At 63.1% G+C, this 17,494-nt stretch carries 17 protein-coding genes; 11 read left to right on the top strand and 6 right to left on the bottom strand.

Annotated elements, in window-relative coordinates; all coding sequences use genetic code 11:
- The first annotated feature begins 5 nt into the window (after nucleotides 1-5).
- Nucleotides 6-1,505 (top strand): L-arabinose isomerase, encoded by a 1,500-nt coding sequence (araA, locus tag IU367_RS09425; RefSeq protein ID WP_274454132.1) that lies wholly within the window; start codon nucleotides 6-8, stop codon nucleotides 1,503-1,505.
- Between the two features lie 64 nt (nucleotides 1,506-1,569).
- Here the strand turns inward: araA and IU367_RS09420 are convergent, their stop codons facing one another.
- Nucleotides 1,570-2,460: a LysR family transcriptional regulator gene (locus tag IU367_RS09420; RefSeq protein ID WP_274454131.1), complete on the bottom strand. Its 891-nt coding sequence runs from the start codon at nucleotides 2,458-2,460 to the stop codon at nucleotides 1,570-1,572.
- Nucleotides 2,461-2,576: 116 nt separating this feature from the next.
- On the opposite strand from IU367_RS09420, the gene IU367_RS09415 reads away from it, so the two are divergent.
- From IU367_RS09415 to IU367_RS09390, 6 genes are all read left to right on the top strand, one after another.
- On the top strand, nucleotides 2,577-3,728 hold the full coding sequence (locus IU367_RS09415) for a methionine aminotransferase (protein ID WP_274454130.1): 1,152 nt from the start codon (nucleotides 2,577-2,579) through the stop codon (nucleotides 3,726-3,728).
- An 8-nt stretch (nucleotides 3,729-3,736) separates the two neighbouring features.
- Entirely contained in the window at nucleotides 3,737-4,552 is an 816-nt protein-coding gene (locus tag IU367_RS09410; protein ID WP_274454129.1) for a carbon-nitrogen hydrolase family protein, read from the top strand.
- Nucleotides 4,553-4,613: 61 nt separating this feature from the next.
- The gene (locus tag IU367_RS09405) at nucleotides 4,614-5,384 is read left to right on the top strand and encodes a transporter substrate-binding domain-containing protein (protein WP_274454128.1); all 771 of its coding nucleotides are present in this window, start codon (nucleotides 4,614-4,616) and stop codon (nucleotides 5,382-5,384) included.
- 266 nt (nucleotides 5,385-5,650) lie between these two features.
- Nucleotides 5,651-6,367 carry a metallophosphoesterase gene (locus IU367_RS09400; RefSeq protein WP_274454127.1) on the top strand — a complete coding sequence of 239 codons (717 nt, stop codon included), beginning with the start codon at nucleotides 5,651-5,653 and terminating at the stop codon, nucleotides 6,365-6,367.
- A gap of 209 nt (nucleotides 6,368-6,576) precedes the next feature.
- Complete coding sequence (gene sbcB / locus IU367_RS09395; RefSeq protein ID WP_274454126.1) at nucleotides 6,577-8,004, top strand: exodeoxyribonuclease I; 1,428 nt, start codon at nucleotides 6,577-6,579, stop codon at nucleotides 8,002-8,004.
- A gap of 152 nt (nucleotides 8,005-8,156) precedes the next feature.
- Nucleotides 8,157-8,663, top strand: a complete 507-nt coding sequence (locus IU367_RS09390; protein ID WP_274454125.1) for a hypothetical protein — start codon at nucleotides 8,157-8,159, stop codon at nucleotides 8,661-8,663.
- A gap of 74 nt (nucleotides 8,664-8,737) precedes the next feature.
- Here IU367_RS09390 and IU367_RS09385 read toward each other — a convergent pair whose 3' ends face one another.
- Entirely contained in the window at nucleotides 8,738-10,447 is a 1,710-nt protein-coding gene (locus IU367_RS09385) for a glycoside hydrolase family 36 protein (RefSeq protein WP_274454124.1), read from the bottom strand.
- A 191-nt stretch (nucleotides 10,448-10,638) separates the two neighbouring features.
- Here IU367_RS09385 and IU367_RS09380 point away from each other — a divergent pair, with 191 nt between their 5' ends.
- The 3 genes from IU367_RS09380 to cdd all read left to right on the top strand — a co-directional run bounded on the left by IU367_RS09380 (nucleotide 10,639) and on the right by cdd (nucleotide 12,759).
- Nucleotides 10,639-10,995 (top strand): CidA/LrgA family protein, encoded by a 357-nt coding sequence (locus IU367_RS09380; protein ID WP_042035460.1) that lies wholly within the window; start codon nucleotides 10,639-10,641, stop codon nucleotides 10,993-10,995.
- Complete coding sequence (locus tag IU367_RS09375) at nucleotides 10,992-11,678, top strand: LrgB family protein (RefSeq protein ID WP_274454123.1); 687 nt, start codon at nucleotides 10,992-10,994, stop codon at nucleotides 11,676-11,678. Before IU367_RS09380 ends, IU367_RS09375 begins: the two co-directional genes overlap by 4 nt.
- 187 nt (nucleotides 11,679-11,865) lie before the next feature.
- Nucleotides 11,866-12,759 carry a cytidine deaminase gene (gene cdd, locus IU367_RS09370; RefSeq protein ID WP_274454122.1) on the top strand — a complete coding sequence of 298 codons (894 nt, stop codon included), beginning with the start codon at nucleotides 11,866-11,868 and terminating at the stop codon, nucleotides 12,757-12,759.
- Nucleotides 12,760-12,825: 66 nt separating this feature from the next.
- On the opposite strand, the gene IU367_RS09365 is transcribed toward cdd, so the two are convergent.
- The 3 genes from IU367_RS09365 to IU367_RS09355 all read right to left on the bottom strand — a co-directional run bounded on the left by IU367_RS09365 (nucleotide 12,826) and on the right by IU367_RS09355 (nucleotide 16,105).
- On the bottom strand, nucleotides 12,826-14,490 hold the full coding sequence (locus IU367_RS09365; RefSeq protein WP_274454121.1) for an AMP-binding protein: 1,665 nt from the start codon (nucleotides 14,488-14,490) through the stop codon (nucleotides 12,826-12,828).
- A gap of 97 nt (nucleotides 14,491-14,587) precedes the next feature.
- A complete protein-coding gene (locus tag IU367_RS09360) occupies nucleotides 14,588-14,866 on the bottom strand; it encodes a YfcL family protein (protein ID WP_042872229.1) in 279 nt (92 codons plus the stop codon).
- Nucleotides 14,867-14,989: 123 nt separating this feature from the next.
- A complete protein-coding gene (locus IU367_RS09355) occupies nucleotides 14,990-16,105 on the bottom strand; it encodes an ATP-NAD kinase family protein (RefSeq protein WP_274454120.1) in 1,116 nt (371 codons plus the stop codon).
- Nucleotides 16,106-16,213: 108 nt separating this feature from the next.
- Here IU367_RS09355 and IU367_RS09350 point away from each other — a divergent pair, with 108 nt between their 5' ends.
- The gene (locus tag IU367_RS09350; protein WP_043136098.1) at nucleotides 16,214-16,945 is read left to right on the top strand and encodes a TerC family protein; all 732 of its coding nucleotides are present in this window, start codon (nucleotides 16,214-16,216) and stop codon (nucleotides 16,943-16,945) included.
- A 59-nt stretch (nucleotides 16,946-17,004) separates the two neighbouring features.
- On the opposite strand, the gene yfiB is transcribed toward IU367_RS09350, so the two are convergent.
- Nucleotides 17,005-17,493 carry an outer membrane lipoprotein YfiB gene (gene yfiB, locus IU367_RS09345; RefSeq protein ID WP_098983874.1) on the bottom strand — a complete coding sequence of 163 codons (489 nt, stop codon included), beginning with the start codon at nucleotides 17,491-17,493 and terminating at the stop codon, nucleotides 17,005-17,007.
- Nucleotide 17,494: the final 1 nt, after the last annotated feature.

The raw sequence follows: 17,494 nt of genomic DNA, 5'->3' as shown, positions 1-17,494 counted from the left end.
CCAAGATGGAATTGATGAAACAGCTGGAAGTGTGGTTCCTGGTCGGCAGCCAGCACCTGTATGGCGCCGCCACCCTGAAGCAGGTGGCCGATCACGCCCACACCATCACCAGCCAGCTCAACGAGCGCGCCGGCCTGCCGGTCAAGATAGTGCTCAAGCCCACCGGCACCACCCTCGACGAGATAAGCGCGGTAGCCCGGGATGCCAATCACGACCAGCGCTGCATCGGGCTCATGGTGTGGATGCACACCTTCTCCCCCGCCAAGATGTGGATCCCGGCCCTCAGCCAGTTGCAAAAACCCCTGCTGCAATTTCACACCCAGTTCAACCGGGATCTGCCGTGGAGCGAGATCGACATGGACTTCATGAACCTGAACCAGACCGCCCACGGCGGCCGTGAGTTCGGTTTCATGGGGGCCCGCCTGCGGCTGCCGCGCACCGTGGTGGTCGGTCACTGGCAGGATGAAGAGGCCCACCGCAAGCTGGGCAACTGGATGCGGGTCGCCGCCGCCATTCACGACAGTCGCCACCTGAAGATCGCCCGCTTTGGCGACAACATGCGCAACGTGGCGGTCACCGAGGGCGACAAGATTGAGGCCCAGATCCAGTTCGGCTATCAGGTGAACTACCACCCGGTCGGGGACCTGGTGAAGGTGATCGACGCCGTGCCCGCAAGCGACATCGAGGCGCTGCTGGCCGAATACGAAGAAACCTACACCCTGACCGAGGCGGTGCAGGCGGGCGGGCCGCTGCGCACCTCCCTCTATGAGGCGGCGCGCCAGGAACTGGGGATGAAGAAATTCCTCACCGACGGCGGCTTTGGCGCCTTCACCACCACCTTTGAAGACCTTCACGGCCTGCACCAGCTGCCGGGGCTGGCCTGTCAGCGCCTGATGCAGCAAGGCTTCGGCTTTGGGGCGGAGGGGGACTGGAAGACGGCGGCCCTGCTGCGCACCCTCAAGGTGATGGGGGCCGGTCTTGCGGGCGGCACCTCCTTCATGGAGGACTACACCTACCACCTGGAGGCGGGCAACAACCTGGTGCTAGGCGCCCACATGCTGGAGGTTTGCCCCTCCATCGCGGCCGATAAACCCGTGCTGGATGCCCAGCATCTGGGGATAGGCAAGAAGGCCGACCCGGCCCGCCTGCTGTTTGCGGCCCCCGCCGGCAAGGCGGTCAATGCCAGCCTGATCGACCTGGGCAACCGCTTCCGGCTGGTGGTCAATCAGCTGGAAGTGGTGGACCTGCCAGAGGCCATGCCGAAACTGCCGGTGGCCAGCGCCCTGTGGCAGCCCATGCCGGATCTGCAGACCAGCGCCGAGGCCTGGATCCTGGCGGGGGCCGCCCACCACTCTGTGTTCACCCAATCGGTGGATATAGCGCAGTTGCGTACCTTCGCCGACATCATGGGCATAGAGTTAGTGGTGATCGACGAGCATACCCGCATCCCCGAGCTCAAGCAGACCCTGCAGTGGAACGAGGTCTACTACAAGATCTGCGGCTAACACCTTCTTAGGCCAGCGGCCACCAGCATGACAACAGCCCCGCCAGACGAGGCGCTGACAGCGATCAGGGATGGTCGCGGCTCTCCAGCAACCAGTGACAGGTGCGGGCCACCCCCTGGCGCTGGCTGTCGGGGCGGGCGAGCAGGGCGTACTCATGATCCGTGCTGAGCACGGGGGCAAAGGGTGCCACCAATGCTCCGCTGCCGAGCTCCTCGGCCACTATGGTCGGGTCCCCGAGGGAGAGGCCAAAGCCCTGCAAGGCCGCATTCATCGCCAAGTCCAGGGTATCGAACAGCTGGCCGCCCTGAGGCTGCCAGGGAGTATCGAGGAAGGCGGCGAACCAGTTGCGCCAATCCCGCCGATCCGCACTGGCATGGAGCAGCGGCAACAGGGGCAGCTCCTCGAGGGAGCGTTCGCACAAGCGATGCTTGGCCGCGAAGGCGGGGGCACAGATGGGGGTCAAGCGCTCCCGAAACAGCGGCTGGCTGTGGGGGTATCTGGCCTGAGTGGATTGATAGACGATGGCGAGATCGAAGGGCTCGCGGGAAAAATCGATGCCGTGGCTGTGACTGCCACGCACCTCGACCGCCTCTCCATCGAACGCTTGCAGCCGTCGCAGCAACCAGCGGCTGGCGCAGGAGGGCACCTTGATGCTGATAGCCTGCTCGTGGGGCAGGGTTTGCAGGGCGCTGACCCCCTCCCCCATACGAGCCAGTCCCTCCCCGATGAAGGGCAGCAGCCGCTCGGCGGCCGGGGTCAGGCTCAGGCAGCGGGTGCCGCGCACGAACAGCAAATGACCGAGGCGGGCCTCCAGCTGGGCTATCTGCTTGCTCACCGCCCCCTGACTCACGCATAGCTCGTCAGCCGCCAGGGTGAAACTCAGATGGCGGGCGGCACACTCGAACACCTGCAGGCCATAGAGGGGCAAGTGGCTACGGGGCTGGCTGGTCAACATTCAAGGCTCCATGCTTGAGAAAAACTCATGCGTAACATGCCGAATAATCCGTTGTCCGGCAAGGGCCCGCGAGGCTAAAAAGGGACATCTTTCACACACACATCGGTGATGGCGCCATGTCCTCCCCCCGCATTGTCAGCAAACTGCCCCAGGTGGGTACCACCATCTTCAGCGTCATCGGGGATCTGGCCGACCGCCACCCCAGCATCAACCTCTCCCAGGGAGCCCCGAGCTTCCCCTGCGACCCAGAACTCATCCGGGTCACCCATGAGGCCATGCTGGCCGGGGAGAACCAGTATGCCCCCATGACGGGGCTGCCCGCCTTGCGCGAGCAACTGGCGGCCAAAATAGCGACCAGCTACGGCCACCACTACGATGCCGGCGAGGAGATCACCATCACCGCCAGCGCCAGCGAGGCCCTGTTCTGCGCCATCACGGCCCTGGTGCATCCCGGGGACGAGGTGATCATGTTCGAGCCGGCGTTCGACAGCTACCGCCCCATGATCCAGCTGCAGGGCGCCACCCCCGTGGTGATCGCCCTCAAGGCGCCGAGCTTCGCCATCCCCTGGGACGAGGTCGCGGCCCGCGTCACGCCCCGCACCCGCATGATAGTGCTCAACACCCCCCACAATCCCACCGGCACCGTCTGGCAGGCGGGGGATCAGGAGCGCCTCGCCCGCCTGGTGCGCGGCACCGACATCCTCATCCTCTCGGACGAGGTATATGAGCACGTGGTGTTCGACGGCGCCCTGCACCAGAGCGTCATCCGCTATCCGGAGCTGGTGGAGCGCTCCGTCGCCGTCTTCTCCTTCGGCAAGACCTTCCACGTCACCGGCTGGCGGGTGGGCTACTGCGTGGCACCCCGCCCCCTGATGGAGGAGATCCGCAAGGTGCACCAGTTCGCCATGTTCGCCGCCGACACCCCCATGCAGTACGGCTTCGCCCACCTGTTGCAGCAACCGGCCCACTATCAGGGGCTGGCGGCCTTCTATCAGCGCAAGCGAGACCTGCTGGTCTCGGCCCTGGGGGATTCGCGTTTCACGCTGCTGCCCTCCGCCGGCAGCTTCTTCATGCTGGCCAGCTACGAGCGGATCAGCGACGAGGCGGACAGCCTGTTCGTACAGCGGCTGATCCGCGAGCACGGGGTCGCCACCATTCCCGTCTCCGCCTTCTATCACGACGGCACGGATCAGCGGGTCATTCGCCTCTCCTTCTCCAAGGATGACGACACCCTGCTGGCAGGCGCCGAGCGCCTGTGCGGCGTCTAGGAGGCAACATGGATTCAGTGCGCGTTGCCGTCTTGCAGATGGTGTCCGGCGATGAGCTCTCCCACAACCTGGCCCAGGCCGAGGGGCTGCTGCGCCAGGCAGCGGCCGAGGGGGCCGAGTTCGCCTTGCTGCCGGAATATTTCTACCTGATGCCGGTCGATGAGAGGGCGCGGGTCGCCCTGGCCGCACCGGTGGACGCTCACCCCCTGCTCACATGGGCGCAAGGCTTGGCCCGGGAGCTCGGGCTCTGGATCCTGGCGGGCACATTGCCGCTTTCGAGCGAAGAACCCGGCAAGATGCACAACAGCAGCCTGCTGATCGACCCGCAAGGGAACCTGGCCAGCCGTTATGACAAGCTGCACCTGTTCGGCTTTTGCACCGACAGCGAGCAATATGACGAGGCCGCGACTATGAGTCCGGGCCGGCAGGTGATGAGCCACCCCCTGCCCTGGGGTCTGCTGCGTTTTGGGATCTGTTACGACTTGCGCTTCCCCGAGCTGTTTCGACTCGATCCCGCCCCCGATTTCATCGCCCTGCCCGCCGCCTTCACCCATACCACGGGCCTGGCCCATTGGGAGCTGCTGCTGCGAGCCCGGGCGGTGGAGAACCTGGCATTCGTGCTGGCCTCCGCCCAGGGGGGCCATCACCCGGGTGGACGCCGCACCTTCGGCCACAGCATGATCATCGATCCCTGGGGCCGGGTGCTGGCCCAGGTAGAGGAGGGTCAGGGACTGGCCATCGCCACCCTGGATCTGGCAGCCCAGCGCAACGTGCGCAGCCAGCTGCCGGCCCTCAACCATCGCAAGATACCCGTCGGCCCCTAAGGCCGGTACATTCAAGACCATCGGCATGACGCCACAGACGTACAACTGCAAGGGAATGACCATGAAACTCAACACAGCCATGATACTGGTGGCCCTGGCCACCGCCGGCCAGGCCGCCGCCAAACCCCTGGTGATCGCCACCGACGCCACCTATCCCCCCTTCGAGATGGTCGATAGCAGCGGCAAGCTCGGCGGCTTCGAGGTCGATCTTGCCTACGCCCTGTGCGCGGCCATGAAGACCGAGTGCGAGGTGATCAACCAGCCCTGGGATGCCCTGCTGCCGGGCCTGCAGGTGCGCAAGTACGACGCCATCATGTCCTCCATGAACATCACAGACGAGCGCCGCCAGAAGGTGGACTTCAGCCAGGTCTATTACATGATGCAAAACCGCTTCGTGGGGCGCAGCGACAAGGCCGCCACCTTCGCCGACGACCAGGCCCACTTCAAGGGCAAGGTGATAGCGGTGCAGGAGGGGACGCCCCAGGACAACTTCATCACAGCCCGTTACGGGGAGGTGGCCAGCATCAAGCGCTACGTCAACGCCCAGTCCCCCATGCTGGATCTGCAGTCCGGCCGCGCCGATTACACCTTCGGCAACATGGTGCAGCTGAAAGTCGGCTTCCTCGACAAGGAGATGGGCAAGCAGTTCGCCTTCGTCGGCCCCCAGTTCAACGGCACCCAGGACAAGAGCCTGGGTGAAGGGGTGGCGGTGGCGCTGCGCAAAAATGACGCCAAGCTCAAGGGCCAATTCGATGCCGCCATCGACAGCGTCAAGGCCGATGGCACCTTCGATCAACTGCTCAAGAAGTATCAGCTCGAAGACCTGCTCTAAAGCCGGTTGGCCCATCGCAGGAAGCGATCCCTGAGCCCACAATGCCAGTCAGCTGCGACTGGCATTCTTTTACCCGGGATCTGCCGGCAACGCGGCAAACCGCCCTCCTTTATGCAGGCCGCCTGTCACTTCGGCGCGAGAGAACCCCCATCTGCCTCTACAATGGCGAGGCAGAGCATGCCATGCTGCACTTGTCCACGGGCCCCCGATCATCCCATCGGCCATCCGGCGGCACGAGCCGGTCACACCAGACAAGGAGGCAAGCCATGAACCCGTCACCGCTGATCAGACGCTTCGCCCGCAATCCTCTGGGGCGGGATCTCGCCGTCGGCGATATCCACGGCTATTTTTCGCGGCTGGAACAGGCGCTGGACCAGGCGGGATTCGACCCCGCTCGGGATCGCCTCTTCTCCGTGGGCGATCTGACGGATCGCGGCCCCGACTGCACCCAGGTGCTCGAGTGGCTGGCCAGGCCCTGGTTCCACCCTGTCTGCGGCAATCACGACGACTACGTCTGCCGTTACGAGAGCTGCGATCGGGAGAACTGGATCCAGAACGGCGGCGGCTGGTTTCAGCAGCTGACCCCGGACGAGCAGAGGGCGCTCTCCGCCCACTACCGCACCCTGCCCATCGCCATCGAGGTGGCCACCCCAGCCGGCCCGGTCGGGCTGCTCCACGCCGATTGCCCCTTCTCCTCCTGGCAGGGGCTGCTGGACAAACTGGATGCGGGGGTGAGCGGCGGGAGGCTTAGGGCCATCAAGAACGTCTGCCTCTGGTCAAGGCGCCGTATCGAACGGCTGGACGAGAGCGGGGTCGAGGATCTTGTCGCCCTGGTGGTGGGGCACACCCCGGTGGGCCGCCCGGCCCGCCTTGGCAATGTGTACTACATAGACACAGGCGGCTGGTATCCCGACGAAGGCGGCTTCTTCACCCTGCTGGACCTGCATACTCTGATGCCGGTGGCTCTGGGGGCATCCCGATGAGCCACCTGAGTGTGCAATGTTTCACCATGCAATCCGCGATCATGCTCGGCCCCTTGAGCCGGCGCCCTTGAGCGTTCAATAAACCGGCAGCCGGGCTGCCTGCCCTTCGTTCTGTCTGCGCTATGGTTTACCATGCAGGCAATTGTGGTGCATGGCACCGCCCACTCAGGTGCGTGGCACCACCGCATCGGACACCCATCTCGGAACTTATGAGCAAAACAGCACAATCCGGCACAGCGCCCACCTTCTACTTCCACGACTACGAGACCTTCGGCATCAGCCCGGCCAAAGACAGACCGGCGCAGTTCGCCGGCATTCGTACCGATGCGGATTTCAATCTCATCGGCGAGCCGCTGGTCATCTATTGCAAGCCGCCGGCGGACTATCTGCCGGAGCCGGAGGCCTGTCTCATCACCGGTATCACGCCGCAAAAGGCGCTGAAAGACGGGCTGTGCGAGGCGGATTTCATTGCCCAGATCCACGAGCAGTTTGCCACCCCGAATACCTGCGTGCTGGGCTACAACAGCATCCGCTTCGATGACGAGGTGACCCGCTACACCCTCTATCGCAACTTCTACGATCCCTACGCCTACAGCTGGCAGAACGGCAACTCCCGCTGGGACATACTCGACATGCTGCGGGCCTGCTATGCCCTGCGCCCGGAGGGGATCGAGTGGGCATTTGACGAAGAGGGCAAGCCAAGTTTCAGGCTGGAGAAGCTGACGGTGGCCAACGGCGTGGCCCACGCCAATGCCCACGATGCGCTCTCCGACGTGCTGGCCACCATAGAGATGGCCAGGCTGGTGAAAAAAGCCCAGCCCAAGCTGTTTGGCTATCTGTTTGAGCTTCGCAACAAGAACAAGGTCAAGGCACTGATCGACGTGGTGACCATGAAACCGCTGACCCATGTCTCCGGCATGTTCTCCCCCTGGCAGGGGTGCGTCAGCTGGGTGTCGCCGCTCGCCTGGCATCCCAGCAACCAGAACGCGGTGATCATGGTGGATTTGACCCGCGACCCCACCCCGCTCATCGAGCTCACGAGCGACGAGATCCGCGAGCGGCTCTACACCAAAAAAGAAGAGTTGGGGGACTTGGCGGGCATTCCGGTGAAACTGGTGCACATCAACAAGTGCCCGGTGCTGGCGCCGGCGGCCACCCTGACCTCCGAGCGCGCCGACGAACTTGGCATAGACAGGGAACAGTGCCGCAAGAGCCTGAACCTGCTGCGGGCTCACCCCGAGGTGCGGGAAAAACTGGTGGAGGTGTTCAATCAGGAGTTTGCGGGCAACAACGACTCGGATCCGGATACCCAGCTCTACGCCGGCTTCTTCGGTCACGGCGACAAGGCCACCATGGATCTGGTGCGTGCCACCCCGGCCGAACTGCTGGGGGAGCGGGAATTTGCCTTCACAGACGCGCGTTTGCCCCAGATGCTGTTCCGCTACCGCGCCCGCAACTGGCCGCACACCCTGAGCGAGGCGGAGCAGAAGCGCTGGCGCCTGCACTGCAGCGACTACTTCAGCCGCCGACTGCCGGACTACGCCCCTCGCCTCGAGGCGCTGGCCGAGCAGAATCAGGGTAACGAACGGAACTTTGCGATTCTCAAGAGCCTCTATCACTACCTCGAAGATCTGTGAGATGTGATCGGTTTCACAGTTAAATGTCGGTATGCTCCCCTCGCCCAAGACATAATGGGAAGGGGAGCAAAGACTCCTGAAGTTTCAATTATTTGTGCGCTAACATTGCATTAACGGCCTTTGGCTATCGACCCTTGGGGATGCCTCATCTGATGCGTTCAGGATTATCCGGTTTCGGTTTGCTCGTCTGCTCCCTGCTGCCTTCGGCCGGCATGGCGGGCGTGCGTTTTGATGTCCCCGACTATTTGCTGCAATTGCCGCAACAGACTTATCAGCTGATCGAGAGCAATTTCAGCCGCCTCTATCAGCAGACCGACTTCACTCCCCAGATCACCAACAGCTATTTCAACCGATCCGATCTCTACAACTTCGTCGGCGTGCCGCTGGCCATCACCCCCCAGGCGGGTTTTCAGCTGGAAGTGTTCGGTCAGCTCTTCAATCGCGCCTCCCAGAGCTATGTGCACATGAGCCAGGACATGTCGCTCTATCGGATGATCCGGGCCGACATGATTGGCAACACCAACGATGAAGTGGCCATCGGCATGGGGCTCGGCATTCCCCTCAGCCCGCAGCTCACCTTCAAGGCGCTGCTCTCCAGCAACGAGATCCCGGGCTATGGCGCCGCCAACTACGCCATCGGCTTCGAGTGGCGTTACTGATCTACCGCATATTTTCCCCTCTACGAACGATTCAGGCTCCCATGGGAGCCTGAATCGTTCTTGCCAGTGTGTGATCAGCGGTAGCGGATCACCCGCCCCTCGCCCCCTTGCAGGGTGAGCGCGGTGCCGACCACACCCTCATCCCAGAAATCCTGGCCGCCCGCCGGCAACAGGAACTCCTGGGGCTGCCCCTCCCAGTTGAAGAGGCAGAGCAGGGTACCGCCCTCGGGCAGGCTCACTTCCCCACCGGCAAACTCCATCGACTCGAAGCGGGCTGAAGGGGCCCGGGCCGCGCACAGGGCCAGCAATTTGTGCAGTTGCGCCGTCTGTGCTGCATCGAGATCCTGCAGCCGGTCACCGGCCAGCATCATGCCGCCGCTCGCCACCAGCGCCGCCAGATGGAAGCTGTACTCTGCCGGGCTGGCCTGCTGACTCGGCAGATCCCGCAGGCAGATGCAGTCGGGATCCAGCGCCCACAGCCGCTCGTTTTGCCAGGCGCGGCAGAAGGCCTCGCGGGCAATCTGGCGAAAACGGTGACCATTGCGCTCCACGTCATCGCTTACCCGCATGCCGTGCACCAGCCCCAGGCTTGGCCAGATGGGGGCGTTGCAGCCGAGCAGGAAGGCGCCCTCACCCGCCCCGCGCAAGATGGCGGCCATGCCGCGCCGATAGGCTTCGACCCGGGTGGCGGAAGAGTCATGGAAGCGGCCGCCGTGAATGGCGCCCCAGAAGTTGGCATCCAGCTTGAAGTAGTGAATGCCCCACTGCTGGCGCAGGGTGCCAAACACCCGCGCGAGGTGAGCCTGCACCTCGGGGTGGGTGCCGTCCAGCACATACCAGGGGGTGCAGCGCCAGCCGCCGTAGGTGACCCGCTCTGAGGGGAGCGGCAGACCGTCATCCCCCTTCACGAACCAGTCGGGGTGCTCCTGAAACACCTGTGAGGTCGGCTCGGCAATAAAAGGGGCGACCCAGAGCGCGGGCTCGCAGCCGGCACTGCGGATCTCCGCCGCCAGGGCTGCCACTCCCTGTTCGAACTTGGGCGAAGGGGTGAGCCAGTCCCCCATCTTCGCCTGATAGCCATCGTCGATCTGCACGTAGCGCAGGGCCGGAAAACGCTCGGCCCGCACCGCCAGATTCTCGCGAATATCGGCGGCGCTCACCTGTGCATAGTAGTGATACCAGGAGCACCAGCCGCTGGGGCGGCTCGCCACCTCGGCGATCAGGCTGCCGTGTTCGGCCTCGATCATGCTCGCCAGTTCGGCCAGCAACGACTCGCGATCTGCCCCCTCCAGACAGATCAGCGCCTCGCTCTGCCAGTGCTGGCCTGCAGGCAACAGCCGCTCTTCGCAGTTCATCAGGATTTGCAGACGACCATCGGGATAGAGGCGGAACTCGCCGCCAAAACGGTGGCAACTGGCAAAGGCGAGCAGCAGCCAGCCCTTGCCGTGTTCCACCAGCAACAGGTTGTGGACCGTGTGATAGCCGTCGTCGTCGCTGATGCGATAGACGCCGGCATCGGGACAACGGCCGACCGGCTGCGGGGTCTGCCAACTGCCCATGGTCTGGGCCAGCATCTGGAAGCCTTCGCCATAGATGGCGCACGCAGGCGAGAGGTCGAGCTTGCCGTCAAACAGCACCCAGCGGCCGACCGGCGCAGCCTCAGGGCCTGTGTTGTCGAGCCTGACCCGGCACACAGACCCCTCCCACTGACGGGTTTGCAACAAATCCGGGGGCAGGCCGCTATCGGCCGCCAGTTGACGCACGCGGGACAAGAGGGATGTCATGGCTACTCCTTGTAATTCATAAACAAAACAAACAGTTCAGAACCTGGTCGTTCAAAAAGTGCATCGAGTCAGAAAATCTTCAATCAAATCAGCTTCAAACGAACTGATTTCAGCTGTTATTGTTTTAATGCCGCGCCCCTGCCTCTCTGGTAAACTGCCCGTTCATTCACAGTTACCAAGTTGGGGCTCACGTGATCGCGCAACGTGCCTTGCTGTACCTTCGTGACTTCATGGTCATAGTCGCCTGCCTGCTGGCGGGCAAAACCCTGGCAGCCATACTGCCGTTCGCCTTCCCCGGCAGCATCATCGGCATGCTGCTGCTGTTCGTGCTGCTCTCCTTGCAACTGGTGAAATTGCACTGGGTCGAGCTCGGCGCCGGCCTGCTGCTGCGCCACATGGGCGTGCTGTTCGTGCCGGTGGCGGTCGGGCTGGTAGCCTGGCTGGAGCCGCTGCGCCAGTCGTTCGGCCTCATCATGCTCTGCATAGTGCTGGGGATAGTCTTGATCCTCGGCACGGTCGGCCGGCTCTACCAGAGGATGAACCGATGATCTTCTGGCTTGCCATCCCCCTGACCCTGGCGCTCTACTTCGCCACCCGGACCCTCTATCGCCGCCTGCCCTGGCCCATCATCAATCCCGTGCTGGTGCCCACCGCCGTCATCATAGGCCTGCTGCTCTGGCTCGATCTGCCGCTGGATCAGTACGAGAGCGGCACCCGCCCCATCACGGCGCTGCTGGAACCCGCCGTGGTGGCGCTGGCCCTGCCGCTCTACCAGCAGGCCCGCCAGATCCAGGCCAGGCTCAAGCCCATCCTAATCTGTACTCTGGCCTCCGTCTTGATCTCGGTCTGCACAACCCTGCTGATCGGTCATTTTATGGGCGCCGATCCGGCATTGCTGGCCTCGCTCGCCACCAAGTCCATCACAACCCCGCTCGCCATGAGCGTCAGCCAGTCCCTCGGCGGCATTCCGGCCATCGCGGCGGCCGTGGTGGTGGTGGTCGGGATTGTAGGCGCCCTCATCGGCTACCCGCTGCTCAAACTGATGCGGGTGACCGACCCCGAAGCCCAGGGGCTGGCCATGGGAGCCTGCGCCCACGCCATCGGCACCGCCACCTCCGCCGAGAAGGGCATTACCCAGGGGGCCTTCTCGTCGCTGGCCATGGTGGTGTGCGGCATCCTCACCGCCGCCGTGGCCCCCCTGCTGTTTGCCATTTACCATTGGTTGAGCTGAGTCGTACCGATTTTCGGTTGTGCGGGCCTGGTGGCCCGCCACAGTGCGAGCTGACGCACAGTTTGCGCAAGACAAACGTTTCCTTTACCATCCCCCTCCTTTTGCCCGTCAGGGCGTGAGCGCGCTCACACATTTTGCCGAGCTTGCTCCCTACAATGGCCCCCCAATTGGCCTTTGAGGACACACTATGCATCCCCGTTTTGCCAAGCCACTCGATACCCTGCCCGCCCCGCTCAAAGCGGCGCTGCTGCCCATGCTGGATCCCGAACAGGGCGGCGAATTCAATGCCCGTTTTACCCCTGAGCAAGTGGCGACCCTGAAAGCCGCCACAGGTCTGGAAGATCGCGCCCTGCGCCTGGCCCTGCTGCCACTGGCCGCGGCCTGCTCTGTGGCCCCCATCTCCAAGTTCTTCGTCGGCGCCATCGCCTGCGGCCTGAGCGGCACCTGGTATTTCGGCGCCAACATGGAGTTCGCGGGACAAGGGCTGTTCCACTCGGTCCATGCCGAGCAGTCCGCCATCTCCAACGCCTGGCTGGGCGGTGAGACAGGGATCAGCGAGATCACCGTCAACTACACCCCCTGTGGCCACTGCCGCCAGTTCATGAACGAGCTGAGCACCGCCAAGATCCTGAAAGTCTCTCTACCGGACGACCTGAGCGCCCTGCAATCCTTCCTGCCCCACTCGTTCGGGCCGGCGGATCTCGACATCACGGATGCCCTGATGAGCCCGCAAGCTCACGACGAGCTGCGGCTTGAGAGCGAGGATCCGCTCTGGCAAGCCGCGCTGGCCGCCGCCCGCCAAAGCTATGCCCCCTACAGTCAGGGCTATGCCGCGGTGGCACTGCAGTTTGCCGATGGTCGCCTCTTCTGTGGCCGCTACGCCGAGAACGCCGCCTTCAACCCCAGCCTGCCGCCGATGCAGATGGCCTGTGCCCATGCGGTGCTGAACGGTGAAGATCTCGCCACCATCCGCCGCGCCGTGCTGCTGGAGAGCAAAAACGGCCAGATCAGTCAGCATGACTCCGCCCAGTCCACCCTCAAGGCGCTGGGGTCGGTCGAGCTGGAATACCAGGCCGTCTGAGGTCAAAACGCCCAACAACAAGGGGAGCCACCGGCTCCCCTTGTTGTTTCTGCTGCTAGCTGAAGCTCAGGATTCCCAGATGATGCTCTGGGAGGAGGACCAGGCCTCACCGAGGTCCGCGTATTTCTGCTCCAGCAGGTGGCGGCGGATCTTCATGGTGGGGGTGAGCACGCCGTTCTCTATGTTCCAGGGGCTCTTCACCACCAGGATACCGCGAATTCTGGCGTGGGATTCCAGCTGCTCGTTGACCCGGTTGCGCGCCGCCTCCAGCTGGGCGTTGATGGCGTCCCGGTTGCCCTTCATGGCACTCTCGGCCAGTTGCACCAGCGCCACCGGCTGGGGCATGCCGTAACCTATCACGCACAGCTGCTCTATGATGGGCTCCTGCCCCAGCAGTCCTTCGATGGGCACAGGCGCCACGTACTTGCCCTTGGCGGTCTTGAACACGTCCTTCATCCGGCCCGTGATGGTGAGGTAACCCTCCCTGTCCAGCTTGCCCATGTCGCCGGTGTGGAGCCAGCCATCACTGTCGATGGCCTCGGCGCTGTGCTCGGGATCCTTGTAGTAACCCAGCATCATGCCGTCGCAACGGCAGAGGATCTCCCCCTCATCCGAGATGCGGATCTCGACCCCGGGCCCCGCCTTGCCTACCGTGCCTATCTTGTCGGCCCGAAACGGACAGTTGAGGGTGGAGAAGGCGTGGTTCTCGGTCATGCCCCAGGCTTCGGTGATATTGACACCTATGCTGTAGTACCACTGCAGCAGGGCCGGTGACACTGGCGCCGAGCCGCAGCCCAGCACCCGCGCCTGATCCAGCCCCAGCCCCTTTTGCAACTTGCGTTTGATGAGACCCGAGACAAACGGGATCTTGAGCAGCAGCTCGAGCTTTTTCTGGGGCAACTTCTCGTGGATCTTGATGCGGAACATGGCCCACAGCCGGGGCACAGAGATAAAGACGGTGGGACGGCAACGCTTGACGTCATCGATAAAGGTGTCGAGGGATTCGGGGAAGGCGATGGTGGCGCCGCTGAACAGGCTGCCACCATAGATGTAGACCCGCTCAGTGATGTGGGCGAGCGGCAGATAGGAGAAGCCGCGATCGGCGGCGGTCAGCCCCACCGCCTCCACCAGTTTCTCGCACGACCAGGCGTAGCGCTCGACGCTCAACATGGCGCCCTTGGGCTTGCCTGTGCTGCCGGAGGTGTAGACCAAGCTCAGCAGGGCGTCCGGCACCTGCGCCGGGCTGTCAGCAATGGGTTCGTGCGCCTCCAGCAGATCGTCCCACTGATGGCTGGCGGGCATGGTCTCATAAGGCAAGGCGATGCGCAGCAGATCGGCGGGCACACCGGCCTCCTGGCTCTTCCAGTCATCCAGCTTGCCGACGAAGATCGCCTTGGCCTCGCTGTGGCGCAGCACATATTCGATGGTGTCGACGTTGGCGGTCGGGTAGATGGGCACGCTCACATACTGCCCCATCTGCATGGCCAGATCGGCGATGAACCACTGGGCGCAGTTCTTGGAGAGCAGAGCCACCTTGTCACCGGGCACCAGCCCCAGATGACGCAGTGCCGTCACCATGCGGCGCGCCTCGTCGGCGACTTCACCCCAGGTGAAGTCGACGTATTCGCGGTTGATGGTTTGACGAAGGTAGACTCGGTCAGGACACTGCCGCTCCCAGTGATAGAGCATCTCGAGCGGCAGTTTGTTGGCAATACGTGATGAGGAGGCCATAGTTTAATCCCTGAAACAAAAGGCGAAACTTATTATTAACCTTTCACTAACTTCAGGGAAGAATAAACTCAAACTTCTGTTTGAAATGTGTATCCGATCAAGCTTCTGCTTGTTGCTGCAAACGAATCCACATTGCCTGTACCAGCTTCTCATCTTCTTCGGAGAGCTCACCCTCCAGAATGGCCTCGTTCAGGCTGCGCAGCACATAGCTCTTCACATCCCGCACCAGGTTCTTGCCCTCCAGCTCGGCGCGCGCCACCGCCAGCGAGATGTGGCCGCGCAGATAGCCCCCCGCAAACAGCTCATCTTCGGTCGCCGTGGCCACCATGCTGTCTATCAGTCCCAACAACTTGTGCTCAAAATCATGAATCGTCATGTAACGCAGCCTCATTTTCAGAGTGGCTGGCAAAAAATTGCCGGCAAAATAATTCGGGGGAGTGGAACCGCGATCCGGTTGATCACGGCTCTCTGGCGCCAGGCCAGCCGCATCCTTGATGCCCTATTCCGGGTTGGCCACCGGGTAGATGACCTGATCCTTGTATCCCGTGGTTATGCGCAGATAACCACTTAACGACCGGTTCAGTGCCGGGTCATCGGTGTCCACCAGCAGCGGCCTGCCCGCGAGGGCTGCCAACTTGGCCTTGGTGGCCAGGACCTGGATCTGGTCCCGCCCGACAGCCCGGATCACCTCTGGACTCAATTGCTGATTTCCGCGCCCGAACAGATGTCCCTGTCCGCCGATCAGGGTAATGATCAGCCGGCAGTGACGACCGAGGATCCGGGTCAGGATCTCGGCGGCGGACAGATCCTGCCCGATAAGCCGGCCGTTTTCCACCAGATCCACACCGAGCAAGGTATTTTCCAGGCCTAGCTCTGCCATGCAGGCGGCGACCGTGCTGCCCGACCCCATCAGGTAGAGGGTGTCGGGCTCCATCTGCTCGACCACACCGGCGGCGAGATCCGCCAGCACCAGCTCCTCGGACTCCCGCCCCCCCTGCTTGACCGCCTGCACGTAGCGCAGATCGCCGGGCACCAGCAGCTGGCCGTAATGGCGAGCCCGCACCTTGCCAGCCCGAAACGCCTCCTCGTCTATGTCCATCACCTCGGCATCCACCAGGCTCAGCAATTCGCCGGCGATCATCCGCGCCACTACCCGACCGCTAGCGGCCGGGGTGACGCCATACACGCCGGAGTGAATTTTGCAGCCGGCCGGGATGCCGAGCACATGGCACGACTCCCCCACTGCCGCGCAGATGTCGCGCGCCGTGCCATCGCCACCGGCGAACAGCAACAGGTCGACACCCGCCTCGCGCATCCGCTCGGCGGCGGCGCGGGTATCGGCCGCCGTGGTGGTGCCGGCTGCTGGCCGATAGACGATACGGCAAGGCAGCTGGAGCGATTTCGCGAGATCGGCACCCATTTCGCCTGCGACCGTCAGCAACTCGAATGAGTCTTCGAGATCGCACAGGGGCAGCAGGGCTTGCCGTGCCCGCTCCTGCGCTCTGGGCACGGCGCCCAGCGCCAGCGCCTCGGCGACCACGCCATCGCTGCCCTTGAGACCGACCGCGCCGCCAATGCCGGCAACCGGGTTAATGATGAGTCCTAAACGAAACATAGATTTCTCCCTCAAATCGCCCGCCATTTTATCTTTTCAAGGCGCTGGGACAAGCCATGTTGCGCCTGCTAGAATGCGCTGCTTCAATTTTTTAACCAAGGTTCAATCATGCTGGAATGGGTTCTTGATCCCTCTGCCTGGGTTGCGCTCGCGACCCTGACCCTGCTCGAAATCGTGCTGGGCATAGACAACATTATCTTTATCTCCATCCTGGTCGCCCGCCTGCCGGAGGCGCAACGCCAGAAGGCGCGGATCCTGGGTCTCGGCCTCGCTATGGGCACCCGCATCCTGCTGCTGCTGTCGCTCGCCTGGGTGATGCGCCTGACCGAGCCGCTGTTCACCGTGCTGGGTGAGGCCATCTCGGGTCGCGATCTCATCCTGCTGCTGGGGGGCCTGTTCCTCATCGGCAAGAGTGCCCACGAGATCCACGCCACCCTGGAAGGGGCGGCGGAGCCAGAAGGCTCAATCGCGGTTGCGTCCGGCTTCGTCAGCACCCTGATCCAGATCGCCATCCTCGACATCGTCTTCAGCCTGGATTCTGTCATCACAGCCGTGGGCATGGCGGATCACGTGCCCGTCATGGTGCTGGCCATCATGATCGCCGTCTTCATCATGATGTTCGCCGCCAAGGCCATAGGTGACTTCGTCGATCATCACCCCACCATCAAGATGCTGGCCCTCTCCTTCCTCACCCTGGTCGGCTTCGCGCTGATGGCCGAGGGCATGGATCTGCACATTCCGAAGGGTTACATCTACTTCGCCATGGCCTTCTCGCTGACGGTGGAGATGATCAACATCCGCCTGCGCAGTCACCACGACCGCGAGAAGCTCGAGCAGTAAATGCCAGAGCCACAAAAAAGAGCGCCATCAGGCGCTCTTTTTTTATCCACACAACCGGCTTATTCGTTGCTGATGACGATGGCAACACGGCGGTTCTCGGCCCGCCCGGCAGCGGTCTTGTTGTCTGCCACCGGATCCCGCTCACCGCGACCACGGATGTCCAGGTTGGCCGGCTGCATGCCGACCGACACCAGCACCTCGGCCACCGATTTCGCCCGTTTCAGGGAGAGCTGATCGTTGTAGAGCTCAGGCCCGTTGGAGTCGGTGTGACCGTCGATGCGCGCCTTGTTCAGGCCGACACCCAGCAAGGTCTTGCCCAGCTTTTCCACCAGAACACGGGTCTTGGGGTTGAGGGCCTCCACGTTGTTGGCAAACAGCACCCGGTTGGAGAAGTCCAGAGTCCAACCCTCATCGGTCAGGCGAAAACCCTGCTCCTTGAGTACGGCGATCTGCTCTGCCGTCAAGCCGTGGGGGGCGCTTTGACAGCCCACCAGCACGCTCAACAACAGGCCGATCAGGCCGGTTTTCATCAGGACATGGATCTTCATT

Source organism: Aeromonas bestiarum (genome assembly GCF_028751155.1).
Lineage (GTDB): Bacteria > Pseudomonadota > Gammaproteobacteria > Enterobacterales > Aeromonadaceae > Aeromonas > Aeromonas bestiarum.
This window is presented reverse-complemented; position numbering and strand designations above follow the sequence as displayed.